The organism is Actinospica sp. (assembly GCF_035552695.1).
Classification (GTDB): Bacteria; Actinomycetota; Actinomycetes; order Streptomycetales; family Catenulisporaceae; genus Actinospica.
Genome location: NZ_DASZKT010000197.1, coordinates 94,906 through 108,297, shown reverse-complemented (window position 1 = coordinate 108,297; position 13,392 = coordinate 94,906). Strand labels below are relative to the sequence as shown.

At 71.3% G+C, this 13,392-nt stretch carries 13 protein-coding genes; 12 read left to right on the top strand and 1 reads right to left on the bottom strand.

Going from position 1 to position 13,392, the window contains the following annotated elements:
- The 3 genes from VG296_RS22845 to VG296_RS22835 form a co-directional block, all read left to right on the top strand.
- Positions 1–1,222, top strand: a 1,222-nt coding sequence (locus VG296_RS22845; RefSeq protein WP_414641123.1) for a transketolase-like TK C-terminal-containing protein, incomplete at its 5' end; no start/stop codon positions are given.
- 125 nt (positions 1,223–1,347) lie between these two features.
- Complete coding sequence (locus VG296_RS22840) at positions 1,348–2,088, top strand: hypothetical protein (RefSeq protein WP_325568883.1); 741 nt, start codon at positions 1,348–1,350, stop codon at positions 2,086–2,088.
- Positions 2,089–2,113: 25 nt separating this feature from the next.
- On the top strand, positions 2,114–2,536 hold the full coding sequence (locus VG296_RS22835; protein ID WP_325568881.1) for a hypothetical protein: 423 nt from the start codon (positions 2,114–2,116) through the stop codon (positions 2,534–2,536).
- Here the strand turns inward: VG296_RS22835 and VG296_RS22830 are convergent.
- Positions 2,533–3,018, bottom strand: a complete 486-nt coding sequence (locus tag VG296_RS22830; protein WP_325568879.1) for a GNAT family N-acetyltransferase — start codon at positions 3,016–3,018, stop codon at positions 2,533–2,535. The two genes, VG296_RS22835 and VG296_RS22830, sit on opposite strands and share 4 nt — an antisense overlap.
- A 54-nt stretch (positions 3,019–3,072) precedes the next feature.
- On the opposite strand from VG296_RS22830, the gene VG296_RS22825 reads away from it, so the two are divergent.
- From VG296_RS22825 to lepB, 9 genes are all read left to right on the top strand, one after another.
- On the top strand, positions 3,073–3,633 hold the full coding sequence (locus VG296_RS22825) for a hypothetical protein (protein WP_325568877.1): 561 nt from the start codon (positions 3,073–3,075) through the stop codon (positions 3,631–3,633).
- A gap of 105 nt (positions 3,634–3,738) precedes the next feature.
- The gene (locus VG296_RS22820; protein WP_325568875.1) at positions 3,739–4,956 is read left to right on the top strand and encodes a helix-turn-helix domain-containing protein; all 1,218 of its coding nucleotides are present in this window, start codon (positions 3,739–3,741) and stop codon (positions 4,954–4,956) included.
- A 78-nt stretch (positions 4,957–5,034) separates the two neighbouring features.
- On the top strand, positions 5,035–6,228 hold the full coding sequence (locus tag VG296_RS22815) for an acyltransferase domain-containing protein (RefSeq protein WP_325568874.1): 1,194 nt from the start codon (positions 5,035–5,037) through the stop codon (positions 6,226–6,228).
- A complete protein-coding gene (locus tag VG296_RS22810; protein WP_325568872.1) occupies positions 6,228–7,232 on the top strand; it encodes a beta-ketoacyl-ACP synthase III in 1,005 nt (334 codons plus the stop codon). The genes VG296_RS22815 and VG296_RS22810 overlap by 1 nt, the downstream gene beginning before the upstream one ends.
- A 110-nt stretch (positions 7,233–7,342) precedes the next feature.
- Positions 7,343–7,588, top strand: a complete 246-nt coding sequence (locus VG296_RS22805; RefSeq protein WP_212520727.1) for an acyl carrier protein — start codon at positions 7,343–7,345, stop codon at positions 7,586–7,588.
- Positions 7,589–7,724: 136 nt separating this feature from the next.
- Entirely contained in the window at positions 7,725–8,975 is a 1,251-nt protein-coding gene (fabF, locus tag VG296_RS22800) for a beta-ketoacyl-ACP synthase II (protein ID WP_325568868.1), read from the top strand.
- 32 nt (positions 8,976–9,007) lie between these two features.
- Positions 9,008–10,450 carry a carboxyl transferase domain-containing protein gene (locus VG296_RS22795; RefSeq protein ID WP_325568866.1) on the top strand — a complete coding sequence of 481 codons (1,443 nt, stop codon included), beginning with the start codon at positions 9,008–9,010 and terminating at the stop codon, positions 10,448–10,450.
- 318 nt (positions 10,451–10,768) lie between these two features.
- A complete protein-coding gene (locus tag VG296_RS22790; RefSeq protein ID WP_325568864.1) occupies positions 10,769–12,265 on the top strand; it encodes a hypothetical protein in 1,497 nt (498 codons plus the stop codon).
- A gap of 104 nt (positions 12,266–12,369) precedes the next feature.
- Positions 12,370–13,350, top strand: coding sequence for a signal peptidase I (gene lepB, locus VG296_RS22785; RefSeq protein ID WP_325568862.1), 981 nt, complete (start codon positions 12,370–12,372; stop codon positions 13,348–13,350).
- Positions 13,351–13,392 lie beyond the last annotated feature (42 nt).

Genomic DNA, 13,392 nt, shown 5'->3' with positions numbered 1-13,392 from the left:
GATGGCCTTCGTCCGGCTGCTCAAGGACCTGATGAAGGACAAGGAGATCGGCGCGCACTTCGTGCCGATCATCCCGGACGAGGCGCGCACCTTCGGCATGGACTCGCTGTTCCCGACGGCGAAGATCTACTCGCCGCACGGCCAGACCTACGAGGCCGTGGACCGCGAGCTGCTGCTGTCCTACAAGGAGTCCAAGCAGGGCCAGATCCTGCACGAGGGCATCAGCGAGGCGGGCGCCACCGCGTCGCTGATCGCGGCGGGCACCTCGTACGCGACGCACGGCGTGCACTCGATCCCGATCTACATCTTCTACTCGATGTTCGGCTTCCAGCGCACCGGCGACCAGTTCTGGCAGTTCGCCGACCAGATGGGCCGCGGCTTCGTGCTCGGCGCCACGGCCGGCCGCACCACGCTGACCGGTGAGGGCCTGCAGCACGCGGACGGGCACTCGCACCTGATCGCCTCGACGAACCCCGCGGTCGTCGCGTACGACCCGGCGTTCGGGTTCGAGATCAGCCACATCGTGCAGGACGGCCTGCGCCGGATGTACGGCTCGACCCCGGAGCACCCGCACGGCGAGGACGTCTTCTACTACGTCACGCTGTACAACGAGCCGGGCGTGCAGCCGGCCGAGCCCGCCGGGATCGACGTGGACGGCCTGCTCAAGGGCCTGTACAGGTACCGGGACGCCCCGCAGGGCCCGGCGGACCGGCCGCGCGCGCAGCTGCTGGCCTCGGGCGTCGGCCTGCCGTGGATCCTCCGAGCGCAGCAGCTGCTGGCCGACGAGTGGGGCGTGGCCGCGGACGTGTGGTCGGCGACCTCCTGGACCCAGCTGCGGCGCGAGGCGCTGGCCGTGGACGAGCACAACTTCCTGCACCCGGAGGAGCCCGCCCGGGTTCCCTACGTGACCGAGGTGCTGGCCGGCACCCAGGGCCCGGTGGTCGCGGTCTCCGACTGGATGCGCGCGGTCCCGGACCAGATCTCCCAGTGGGTGCCGAACGACTACAGCTCGCTCGGTGCGGACGGCTTCGGTTTCGCGGACACCCGCGGCGCCGCCCGCCGCTTCTTCCACATCGACGCCGAGTCGGTGGTCGTCGCGACGCTCGCCCAGCTGGCCAAGCGCGGCGAGGTCAAGCGCGAGGCGGTCGCCGAGGCGATCAACCGGTACCAGCTGCACGACGTCAAGGCCGCGGGCTCCGGCCCGACCGGCGGCGAGGGCTGATCCGAAGCACCGTCAGATCGCCCGTCCCGCTTCCCGGGGCGGGCGAACTGCGTAGCCGGGCCCGCTCCCGTGGGCCGTCTCAGCGCTGCCGCAGAGCTGTCGCAGGCTTCGGATAGCCTTGGCGGGTGCCGACCGTACGCCTCGCCGAGGGGCTCGCTATCGCCGTTCTGCTGCCGTTCTGCTTCGCGCGGGTGCGTCGCTCGGACGCGGCGACCTGTGTGCTGGCCGCGGCGTACGCCGGCTACACGATCCTGCCGATGTACGAGCGCTGGCAGGCCTGGCTCGCGGCGGCGCTCGCCGCGTGCTGCGCGACGCTGGCCAGGCGGAGCCTGGTGACCCCCGTCCCGCGCAACCCGGATCCGGACGTCGAGCCGCCGACCCTGCGCGGCCGTCTGATATCCGCGATACGCAGCCCGATCCCGCTGCTCGCGCTGCCCGCCCTCTTCGGGGCGCTCGCGCTCGGCGGGGTCGGATTCTGGCACACGCTGTGGCACGGGCTGCGCGACGACCGGCTCGCGGTCACGGTGAACGGCACCGTGGCGGCCGTTTTCGTCGGCGGACTGGCGACCGGATTGATTCTGCGCCGCTTCTCCGGCGTCACCATCGGGCGCGCCCAGGCCATTCTCGGCGGCGGAACTCTGCTCGGCTGGCTCGAACGTATGCTCTATTTTTCATTCCTACTCGCCGGTCAGCCGACCGCCGCGGCTTTCGCCCTCACCGCGAAATCCGCCGCCCGTTTCCCGGCGCTGCAACGCGACGAGGAGGGATTGGCCGAGTACTACCTCATCGGCAGCCTCTCCAGCCTGGTCGTCGCGGCGGTAACGGCCCTGCTCACCCGGCTCGCCCTGGGAATGGCCGCACTCTAACGGGAAAATGCCGCATCATGGATGCATGGCGCTTTCCGAACACAGGCTCTTCCGCCTCCTCGAGAAACTGGCGCTTCCGTCCGGTGACTATGTCGTGACGGGAAGTGCCCCGTTGCTCGCGCACGGATTGCGGACGACGATCCATGATCTGGATCTGGTCGCGCGCGGAAAGGCCTGGGAAATCGCGAAGGCGAAAGGCCCGGTCGTCAACTCGCGGTCCGGATTCGGGCGGCGCATCGTCCTCAACCACGGCGCGATCGAGATCTTCGACCACTGGATCGGCGGGCTCACCGACATCGACGCCATGATCGACGGCGCCGAGTTCATCGAGGGCGTCCCGTTCATGCCGCTGCAGGACACGCTGCTCTGGAAGCGCGGCCTCGGCCGGGCGAAGGACCTGACCGACGTCCGGCTGATCGAGGACTTCCTGTCCGTCCCCGCGCGCTAACTCAGCGGCAGCGACATCGTGACGTTGGTCTCGACGAATCCGAGCGACGCGTAGAGCCCGCGCGCCACGGTGTTGTGGCCGAACACGTGCAGGCCCACGCTCTCGGCGCCGAGTTCGCGAGCGCGGGCGATGGCGGCGAGCATCGTGGCCCGGCCGTAGCCCTTCCCGCGCTGATCCTCGTTGACGATGAGGTCGCGGATGTACGCCTCGGGCTTGTTCGCCATGCGCTGCATGGAGATCCACACCGTGCCGACGGCCGCCCGGCTCGCCGCGTCGCGCGCCGTGTAGAGCATCTGGCCCTTGGTGTGCACCGCGTTCGGAAACTGGATGCCGGCCTCGGTCTTGGCCATCTGCAGCGCCTCTTCCGGGGCCCAGCGCCCGCACCTCACGTTCTCCTCGGCGAGGCTCCTGACCGAGGGCAGCAGCCAGGCCGCGAACTCCTCCTCGGTCATCGGGTCCAGCGTGATCTTCGGCGTGCTCATGACACGGAGTCTACGAGCGGGGAACGCCGACGGGGTTCGCCGCGTCGAAGGGCTATGAGATCGAGAGTTCGCACCGCCTCACTAGCCGTCGCCGCCTGCACCGCCACCGGCTTGCTCGCCTCCTGCGCGAGCGCGAACAACGTGCCGGTGGTCGCCGGGAAGACGACGAGCACGACGCCGAGCGCCACCTCCTCGGCCACCCGGCCGGCCAAGCCCGCGGCCGAGCACGTGCCGGACAGCAAGGTCCTCACGGTCGCGCTGCAGATCGTGCCGGGGTCCGCGACGTCGACCTCGGGCCAGCGCAGCGTGACGCTGACCGATCCGGCGAAGATCGCGCAGATCGCCGCCGAGATCAACGCGCTGCCGACGCTGCCGACGTATCCGAAGGTGTACTGCCCGATGGAGATCGACGGCCCGTACCTGGTGCTGGTGTTCCGCGACTCCGTCTCCGGTCCGGTGCTCGCGCAGGTGCGCCTCGAGCCGCGGCCGAGCGGTGTGTGCGGCCCCGGCGTGCAGGTCACGGTCGGCGGCGTCACCGAGCCGAAGCTCGACGACTCCGGGCAGCCGAAGCTGTACTCGGACCTCGTGCAGACGTCCGGATTGACCACGCGCTGAGCCGTGCGCCGGCGTCCGACCGCCTGACGTGCGGGTGAACCGCGGCCGAAATCCGCACTCGCCCCGCCGCGCTGGCCGGGCCCGCGGATCTGCGAGAGTAGTCGTGTGGACACCTCGCGCGAGACGCAGCAAAGGGACAGCCGGGCTGACACCGTACGTCGGCTCGAGAAGGCCACCGGAAGCCTCGCGGCCGCGGCCATCGCGCGGATGGAGCAGAAGTTCTCCTGGTATCGCAACATGCCGCCGGAGAACCGCTCCTGGGTCGGGCTGGTCGCGCAGGCGGGCATCGCCGCGTTCACCGAGTGGTTCCGGCACCCGGATCAGAAGGCTGCCGTCTCCGCCGACGTCTTCGGCACCGCGCCGCGCGAATTGACCCGCGCCGTCTCCCTGCAACAGACGGTGCAGATGGTGCGCACGACGATAGAAGTGGTCGAAGACCGCATCGACGGGCTCACCGAGACCGCCGAGGAGAGCCGGATCCTGCGCGAGGGGATGCTGCGCTACTCCCGCGAGATCGCCTTCGCCACCGCGCAGATCTACGCGCAGACCGCCGAGCTGCGCGGCGCCTGGGACGCCCGGCTCGAGGCGCTGATCGTGGACGCGGTGCTGCGCGGCGAGGAGGACGACGCGCTGCTCTCCCGCGCCTCGACGCTCGGCTGGGCGGCCCGCACCGACATCACCGTCATGGTCGGCCACGCCCCGAACGACGACCCGGAGGCGGTGGTCGACGGCATGCACCGCGCCGGGCGGCACCGGCCGGCCCCGGGCTACGACGGTCCCGGCCTGTCCGTGCTCGCCGGAGTGCAGGGCGATCGGCTGATCGCCGTCGTCGGCGGGGTGACCGGCGATCCCGTCGTCGTGCTGCGCGCGCTCGCCGGGCAGTTCGCGCCGGGGCCCGTGGTGATAGGGCCGGTGGTCGGCGAGCTGACCGCCGCCTCCCGCTCCGCCGAGGCCGCGCTGTCCGGCCTGCGCTCCGCCGTCGCCTGGCCGGACGCGCCCCGCCCGGTGCTCGCCGACGATCTGCTGCCCGAGCGGGCGATCGCCGGCGACGAACTCGCCCGCGTCTGTCTGCTGGAGGAGATCTACAGACCGCTGGCGGAGGCGGGCTCGGCGTTGCTGGAGACGCTCTCGGTCTATCTGGAGCAGGCGGCGAGCCTCGAGGCGGCCGCGCGGATCCTGTTCGTGCACCCCAACACGGTGCGCTACCGGCTCAGACGGGTGACTGACATCACAGGATTGACGCCGTCTCAGGCCCGCAGCGCGTTCACCCTGCAGATCGCCCTGGTGCTCGGCCGGCTGGCCGAGGCCTCGAAGCCTTTGTAGGGATTCCACAGTACCGACCCGGGATCTTCGTGCCCGCCGAGGCAGCAGAACGGGGCCGGCTCGGGGCAAGGTGGAAGGGTGCTCGTACTCGTCGCTCCCGGCCAGGGAGCTCAGACTCCCGGCTTCCTCACGCCCTGGCTCGACGTCCCCGGCGTCGCCGACCGGCTGACCTGGTGGTCCGCGGTCGCCGATCTCGATCTGGTGCACTACGGCACCGAGGCCGACGCCGACACCATCCGCGACACCGCCATCGCCCAGCCGCTGCTGGTCGCCTCCGGCATCGCCGCGGCCCTCGCCCTGTTCCCGCACCCGGCCGAGGCCTTCCGGCAGGTCGGCGCCGCCGCCGGCCACTCGGTCGGCGAGCTGACCGCCGCGGCCGGCACCGGCGCGATCACCGCCGAGTCCGCGCTGACCCTGGTGCGCGAGCGCGGCCGGGCCATGGCCGCGGCCGCCGCCGTCACCCGCACCTCGATGACCGCCGTGCTCGGCGGCGACCAGGACGAGGTGCTCGCCAAGATCGCCGAACACGGGCTGACCCCGGCCAACAACAACGGCCCCGGGCAGATCGTCGCCGCCGGCACCGTCGAGCAGCTCGCCGCGTTCCAGGCCGATCCGCCCGCCGGGGCCCGGCTGCGCGGCCTGTCCGTCGCCGGCGCCTTCCACACCGAGCACATGGCCCCGGCCGTGGACCGGCTCGCCCGGCTCGCCAAGGGCGTGTCCACCCGCGACCCGCGGGTGCGCTACATCTCCAACCGGGACGGCGCCGTCGTGCACTCCGGCACCGAGATGGTCGACCGCATCGTGCGGCAGATCGCCAACCCGGTTCGCTGGGACCTGTGCATGGACACGATGCGCGAGCTCGGCGTGACCGGGATCCTCGAGGTGCCGCCGTCCGGCACGCTCACCGGCATCGCCAAGCGCGCGCTCAAGGGCGTGGAGACCTTCGCCCTGAAGACCCCGGACCAGCTAGACGCGGCCCGCGAGTTCGTCGCCAACCACGCCGAGTCCGCGCACAACCCGCTCAACTCCGCGCCGACCTGGCGGCTGCTGGTCGCCCCGTTCTCCGGCACGGTGCAGCGCGGCCACCACGACGAGGGCGCGGTACTGACCCCGGGCGAGCACGTGGTGACGATAGTGTCCCGGCGTGAGCAGCAGAAGCTCACCGCCGAGCACGGCGGCACGGTGATCGAGTGGCTCGTCGAGGACGGAGACCCGGTCTCCCCGGGCCAGCCGCTCGTCAGAATCCACCCGAAAGCCGAGGCCGCGCACTGATGACCAAGCAGATCCAGTCTCCGGCGGGCCCGGCGCACGCCCGGATCCTCGGCGTGGGCGGCTACCGGCCGTCCCGGGTGGTGACCAACGAACAGATCTGCCAGGTCATCGACTCCACCGACGAGTGGATCACCACCCGGACCGGGATCAAGGAGCGGCGCTGGGCTACGGCCGAGGAGACCGTCTCCATGATGTCGGTGAGCGCCGCGGGCAAGGCGCTGGCGGCCGCGGGCATCGAGCCGGAGCGGATCGACCTGGTGATCATCTCCACCGTCACGCACCTCGCGCAGACGCCCTCGCTGGCCGCCATGGTGGCCAACGAGCTCGGCGCCCTGAACGCCGCGGCCTTCGACATCTCGGCGGCCTGCGCCGGCTTCTGCCACGGCCTGGCCCTGGCGCAGGACGCGGTGCGCGGCGGCTCCGCCGAGCACGTGCTCGTCATCGGCGTCGAGCGGCTGTCCGACCTGACCGACATGAACGACCGCTCCACCGCGTTCATCTTCGGCGACGGCGCGGGCGCGGCCGTGGTCGGCCCCTCGGACACCGCGGCCATCGGCCCGGTGGTCTGGGGCGCGGACGGCGCGCAGTACGAGGCGATCGGCCAGACCTTCTCCTGGGACACGCTGCGCGAGCAGCCCGAGTTCGGCTTCCCGGCGCTGCGGATGAACGGCCAGCAGGTCTTCCGCTGGGCCTCGTACCAGATGGTGCCGGTGGCCAAGAAGGCGCTGGAGAAGGCCGGGATCACCGCCGAGGACCTCGACGCGTTCATCCCGCACCAGGCGAACATGCGCATCACCGACGCGATGATCAAGGCCCTGAAACTGCCGGAGAGCGTGCCGGTGGCCAGGGACATCGCGAAGACCGGCAACACCTCGGCCGCCTCGATTCCGCTCGCCATGGAACGGATGCTCGAGGAGGGCGAGGCCCCGCACGGCGGCCTGGCGCTGCTGATCGGCTTCGGCGCCGGCCTGGTCTACGCGGCCCAGGTCGTCCAGCTGCCCTAGCCCTCCGCGGCGGGCGAACCCGCTGAATGTAGGCTGCTTTCCCAGTCCCCCAGGCCGACACCGCACGGTAGCGGCCAACCACCGCAGCAGAACAGGTTAAGGAGCCGGCCATGGCCACCCAGGAAGAGATCCTCTCGGGGCTCGCCGAGATCGTCAACGAGGTCGCGGGAATCGACGTCGAGGACGTTCAGCTCGACAAGTCCTTCACCGAGGACCTCGACGTCGATTCGCTGACCATGGTCGAGGTCGTCGTCGCGGCCGAGGACAAGTTCGGCGTCAAGATTCCGGACGAGGAGGTCAAGAACCTCTCGACCGTCGGCGACGCCGTCAGCTACATCGCGTCGCACGCGGGCTGAGCCCCGCGCTACGGCGTTCCCGCAGCGTCCGCCGCCCGGCAGCCGCGTCAAACCGCGGCGGCCGGGACGGCGGCACCGCCCGGAGTTCGGTCCGGGACAACCTCTCGGTCGGCATTCGAGTAGATGGGCTAGATCAGTGAACAAGACCGTGGTCGTCACCGGACTCGGTGCGACGACCCCGCTCGGCGGGGACGTCCCCTCAACCTGGGAGGCGCTGCTCGCCGGCCAGTCGGGCATCGTCCCGCTGACCGAGGAGTGGGCCGCCGACATGCCGGTGCGCATCGCCGGCCGGATCCAGGTGGAGCCCGCCGAGGTGATGAAGCCGGTCGAGCGCCGCCGATTGGACCGCTCCGCGCAGTTCGCGCTGATCGCCGCGCGGGAGGCGTGGAAGGACGCCGGCCTCGACCAGTTCGAGGTGGACTCCGACCGGCTCGGCGCCGTCGTCGGCTCCGGCATCGGCGGCGTGACCACGCTGCTCGACAACTACGATCTGATGCTCAACAAGGGCGCCCGCGGCGTGAGCCCGCGCGCGGTGCCGATGCTCATGCCGAACAGCCCCGCCGCCTACGTGGGCCTCGAGTTCGGTGCCCGGGCCGGCGTGCACACCCCGGTCTCCGCCTGCGCCACCGGCTGCGAGGCCATCGGCTATGCGCTGAACATGATCCGCTCCGGCCGCGCCGACATCGTCGTGTGCGGCGGCACCGAGGCCGCGATCCACCCGCTGCCGATCTCGGCCTTCGCCAACATGATGGCGATGTCCAAGAACAACGAGGACCCCAAGCGCGCCTCGCGCCCCTACGACACGGGCCGCGACGGCTTCGTGCTCGGCGAGGGCTCCGGCATCGTCGTGCTCGAGTCCGCCGAGCACGCCGCCGCCCGCGGCGCCCGGGTCTACGCGGAGATCGCCGGGGTCGGCTACTCCGCCGACTCGCACGACATCGCCCAGCCCGACCCGTCCGGCGAGGGCATCGCCGCGGCGATCCGCAACGCGGTGGCCGACGGCGGGATCGCGCCCGAGCAGATCGTGCACCTGAACGCGCACGCCACCTCCACGCCGCTGGGCGACACCGGCGAGCTCAAGGCGCTGCGGATGGCCCTCGGCGCCGAAGCCGAGCACATCGCCATCTCCGCCACCAAGTCGATGACCGGCCACCTGCTCGGCGGCGCGGGCGGCATCGAGACGGTGTTCACGGTCAAGGCGGTCAACGAGCTCATCGCCCCGCCGACCATCAACATCACCGACCTCGACGGGGACGCGGACCTGGACATCGTCCGGGATGAGCCGCGCGCCCTGCCGGGCGAGACTCCGGCGGGTCCGATCGTCGCGCTGAACAACTCCTTCGGCTTCGGCGGCCACAACGTCGTGCTCGCGGTACGCCGCGTCTGAGCCAAGTCCGTCTGCTGACTAAGGACACGCATATGACTGCGACAACGGACACACAGTCGTCACCGAAACCCGCCTCCGCCGGCACGAAGCCGTCTCGCGAGGAGGACCCGCGCGGCCCGCTCAAGCGGCTGGCCAAGCTGTTCGACGAGGGCACCCTCGAGCTGCTCACGCCGTTCGACGACTCCGGCTTCGTCGCCGCGGTCGGACTGGTCAACGGCGCCAAGGCCACCTCGTACGCCTCCGACCCGACGATCCAGGGCGGGGCCATGGGCTCCGCGGGCTGCAAGGCGATCCTGGTCGCCTACGAGCGCGCGCTGGCCGACGGGTGCCCGGTCATCGGCCTGTTCCACTCCGGCGGCGCCCGGCTGGCCGAGGGCGTGCTCTCGCTGCACGCGGTCGGCGAGGTCTTCGCCATCATGACCCGCGCCTCCGGCAAGGTGCCGCAGATCTCCGTGGTGCTCGGCCCGGCGGCGGGCGGCGCGGCCTACGGCCCGGCGCTCACCGACCTGGTGATCATGGGCCCGGCCGGCCGCGTGTTCGTCACCGGCCCGGACGTGGTGCGCTCGGTCACCGGCGAGGCGGTGGACATGGACCGGCTCGGCGGGCCCGAGCCGCACGGCCGCCGCTCCGGCGTGGTGCACGTGGTCGCGCCGACCGAGGATGACGCGTACGCCTCGGCCCGGCGGCTGGCCCAGCTGCTCGGCGAGCAGGGCGAGCTCGACCTGTCCGCCGTCGAGGACCGGGACCTGGCCGGACTGCTGCCCGAGTCCGTCAAGCGGGCCTATGACGTGCACCCGCTGGTCGACGGCATCCTGGACGAGCCGGGCCTCGAACTGCACCCGAGGTGGGCGCCGAACATCGTCACCACGCTCGGCCGGTTCGGCGGGCGCACCGTCGGCGTCATCGCGAACAACCCGCTGCGGCTCGGCGGCTGCCTGGACTCCTCGTCGGCGGAGAAGGCGGCCCGCTTCGTGCGCATGTGCGACGCCTTCGGCGTGCCGCTGGTCGTCCTGGTGGACGTGCCCGGCTACCTGCCGGGCGTCGGCCAGGAGTGGGACGGCGTCGTGCGCCGCGGCGCGAAGCTGCTGCACGCCTTCGCCGAGGCCGTGGTACCCCGGGTGACCCTGGTGACCCGCAAGACCTACGGCGGCGCCTACATCGCGATGAACTCCCGCTCGCTCGGCGCCACCCGCGTGTTCGCCTGGCCGGGCGCGCAGGTCGCCGTCATGGGCGCGGTCGCCGCGGTGCGCATCCTGCACCGCCGCAAGCTCTCCGAGGTGCCGGAGGACCTGCGTCCGCAGGTGGAGCTGGAACTCGCCGCGGAGCACGAGATCATCGCCGGCGGCCTGGACAAGGCCAAGGAGATCGGCGTGGTGGACGAGGTCGTGGAGCCCTCGGCGACCCGTCGCGCGCTGGCCGCCGCGATCGCCTCCGCCCCGCAGCGGCGCGGGCAGCACGGCAATATCCCGCTGTAATTCTCAGGGATTTCTTCGCTGGCCGCCGCGGTCCGGTTCCGGAACCGCGGCGGCCACGGCTTTATAACGGTGATTGCACGTCAGACGACACCGGTGGTCACGATTTCGCTTCCGCCCCGCGCGGGTGCGGCATCGTGGCCACTGTGCTTTCCCGCCCCGACCACAAGTTAAATCGGCGAAACAATGGACGGGGGGTAGCGTCTAGGGGTCACAATCGGGTAAAGACTCTAAGAGGAAGGATCAAGGCCGGACTCCCAACCGGCCCGGCGGGCACCCACCACTGCTCCGCCGCCGTCCGCAGCGAGGGAGGGATACAACATGTGGGTCGGGTACCGTTCGGTGTTCGGCGTGGACTGGAAGGAGGCCGCGCACGGGCCTCAGATCGCGGCCGACCGCATGGGCGCTTGGCTGCGCGCCGAGGGCTTCGAGGAGCCCTTCGAGTCCGAGCCGGGGCGCTACAAGGTCGGCAACGGGGCGATTCTGACCGTGACCGACGGCGTGTCTCCAGGGCGATTCAAAGCAGTGCGATACCGCCTTAAAGAGGCGCCCAGGGCCGCCGTGCACTGGTATACGTCGCTGACCTTCGTGTCGCTCTCCAGACGGCCGGACAAGGAGCTCAAGGAGAGCGGCTACTTCCTGATCGAGGTGAGCGCGCGGGCCGAGGACGGGGTCGGGGTGATCGACGAACGGGTGCGTACGCCCGATCTCACCGGTCTGGTGCTCGACGCGGTCACGGCCTTCGACGGACCGGCCCGGCTGACAACGTCGCCACAGCAGCTGGGCGTGCGTGACATCGATGAACTGATCACCGTGCTCTGCGACCCCGGGCGGCGGTTGCCCGCGATCGTCGCCGTGCCGGGGGAGGGCGACGATCTCGAGCCCTGGCGCGCCCGGTTCACCGAGGCGACCCGCTACCTGCCCGGGATCGCGTCGCTGTATCTGCTGGACGACGAGGCGGGTAGAAAACTCAACGGGGATTTCGAATACCACTGGACCATGGCGGCGCTGCGCACCTTCCGTCCGGACGTGGACCCGGCCAGCCGCGAGGACGCCGAGCGGCACCGCGTCCTGAAGGGCGAGCGCCTCGAGCACGAGATGGACGCGGTCCAGGCGATCCTGACCCACCGGATCCGCGCGGAGGCCGCGGCCGCGCCGTTGCCCAGGCCGCTCGACGAGGTGGCCGACGTGCTCTACCAGGCCGGCGAGGAACAGCGCGCGGAATCGGCCAGGCAGCGCAAGTACTACGCCGAGATCGACGCGGAGCTGCGCATCGACGGCGAGGACGGCGTGCGCCTGCCCTGCCCGGGGGCGGCCGAGGCCGAACCGAGCCCCTTCGACCTGCTCGCCGACTCCTTCGGCGACTACCCGAACCTGCTGATCACCGCCGATTCCGGCCCGATGGGCGTGCTGGACCGGCACAAGGACGCCGCGACCTTCGCCGTCAAGGCGCGCGAGGCGCTCGCCGCCCTCGACTCCTACGCCGCCCAGCGAAGATCGGGGGCCTGGGAGGGTGGCGGATTCCGCCGCTACTGCGAGGACTCCCGGCACGGCGGCAGGATCTACCCGGCCACCCAGGTGGCGTCGCTCGAGTCCGACACCGTGCGCCAGGACCCCCGCCTCGCCGACCAGCGCCGGTTCCGGGTGCCCAAGGCGATAGATCCCAGCGGCTACGCCGAGTTCTGGGCGCACGTCAAGATCGGCAACTCCGGCCAGACCGCCCCCCGCCTGCACTACTACGACGACACCTCGGGCCCGACCGGGGCCGTGGTCGTGGGCTATATCGGTCCGCACCTCCGCAACACGCGGTCCAGCTGACGGCTCCGGGTTCGTCCGGCACGCAGAGTTCGGAATCACAGTAGGTTGGCTCGCGTCCGGTTCCAGTCGGGGCCGGCCGGCGCGAGCCCGAGGAGAAACCGGCAGTGGAGGCACCAAACGGCGACGCGATGCTCAGCGAGGACGCGGAGCCGGTCGGCGAGACGAGTTCGATACCGGAGCCCACCGCCGTCCCCGCCCCCGCCGGGCGCGCGCCGACCGGTCTGGCCGGAGTCCGCCGGCCGAACTCGGCGGCGGGTTGGGCGGCGTATCCGTTCGCGGTGTTCTGGCGGTGGCTGTTCCCGAAGAAGCCGCGGCCGTTCATCGTCGAGCTTCCGTTCCTCGTCGTGTTCGCGCTCGTCCTGGCGTTCCTCATCAAGACGTTTCTCGTGCAGGCGTTCTTCATCCCGAGCGGGTCGATGCAGAACACGCTGGCGATCGGCGACCGGGTCACGGTCAACCGGGCCGAGGTATGGCTGGGCGAGCAGCCCGCGCGCGGCGACATCGTGGTGTTCAAGGACCCGGGCGGCTGGCTCGACGGCGAGGAGTCGACGCCGTCCGGCAACTGGTTCTCCAGCGCGCTCAGCTTCGTCGGCCTGCTGCCCCAGGACGACGGCGATCTGATCAAGCGGGTCATCGGCGTGGGCGGCGACCACGTGATCTGCTGCAACGCCAACGGCCAGATCACCGTCAACGGCGTGCCGCTGGACGAGTCGAGCTACCTGTTCCCGGGCAACACCGGGGATTCCGCGCCTCCCGGGGTCCATGCGCACTTCGACGTGGTCGTCCCGAAGGGAGACCTCTGGGTGATGGGCGACCATCGCGACGTCTCGCTGGACTCCCGCGCACACGTGCCGACCGGCACCCAGTTCGTGCCCGTGAGCGACGTGGTCGGCAAGGCGGACCTGATCGTCTGGCCGATGTCGCAGTGGCGCACCCTCTCCGTCCCCGGCACCTTCCGCCAGGCCGGCCTGGCAGCCCTGTCCGCGCCCGGCGGCACCCCGCTCGCGGGCCTGGCCCTGGCCCTGCCGGTCACCGCGCTACGGCGCCGAAGCAAGCTGCGCGCGAGGATCATGGGCCGTCACTAGATCGCTGGACCGTTCAGACGCGGCGGGTGCGTATCCTTCTCA

Coding starts and splice junctions, on each gene's coding strand:
- VG296_RS22835 (WP_325568881.1), top strand. CDS start 2,114: ATGGCGCTTTCCGAACACAGGCTCTTCCGCCTCCTCGAGAAACTGGCG.
- VG296_RS22830 (WP_325568879.1), bottom strand. CDS start 3,018: ATGAGCACGCCGAAGATCACGCTGGACCCGATGACCGAGGAGGAGTTC.
- VG296_RS22825 (WP_325568877.1), top strand. CDS start 3,073: ATGAGATCGAGAGTTCGCACCGCCTCACTAGCCGTCGCCGCCTGCACC.
- VG296_RS22810 (WP_325568872.1), top strand. CDS start 6,228: ATGACCAAGCAGATCCAGTCTCCGGCGGGCCCGGCGCACGCCCGGATC.
- VG296_RS22805 (WP_212520727.1), top strand. CDS start 7,343: ATGGCCACCCAGGAAGAGATCCTCTCGGGGCTCGCCGAGATCGTCAAC.
- VG296_RS22795 (WP_325568866.1), top strand. CDS start 9,008: ATGACTGCGACAACGGACACACAGTCGTCACCGAAACCCGCCTCCGCC.
- VG296_RS22790 (WP_325568864.1), top strand. CDS start 10,769: ATGTGGGTCGGGTACCGTTCGGTGTTCGGCGTGGACTGGAAGGAGGCC.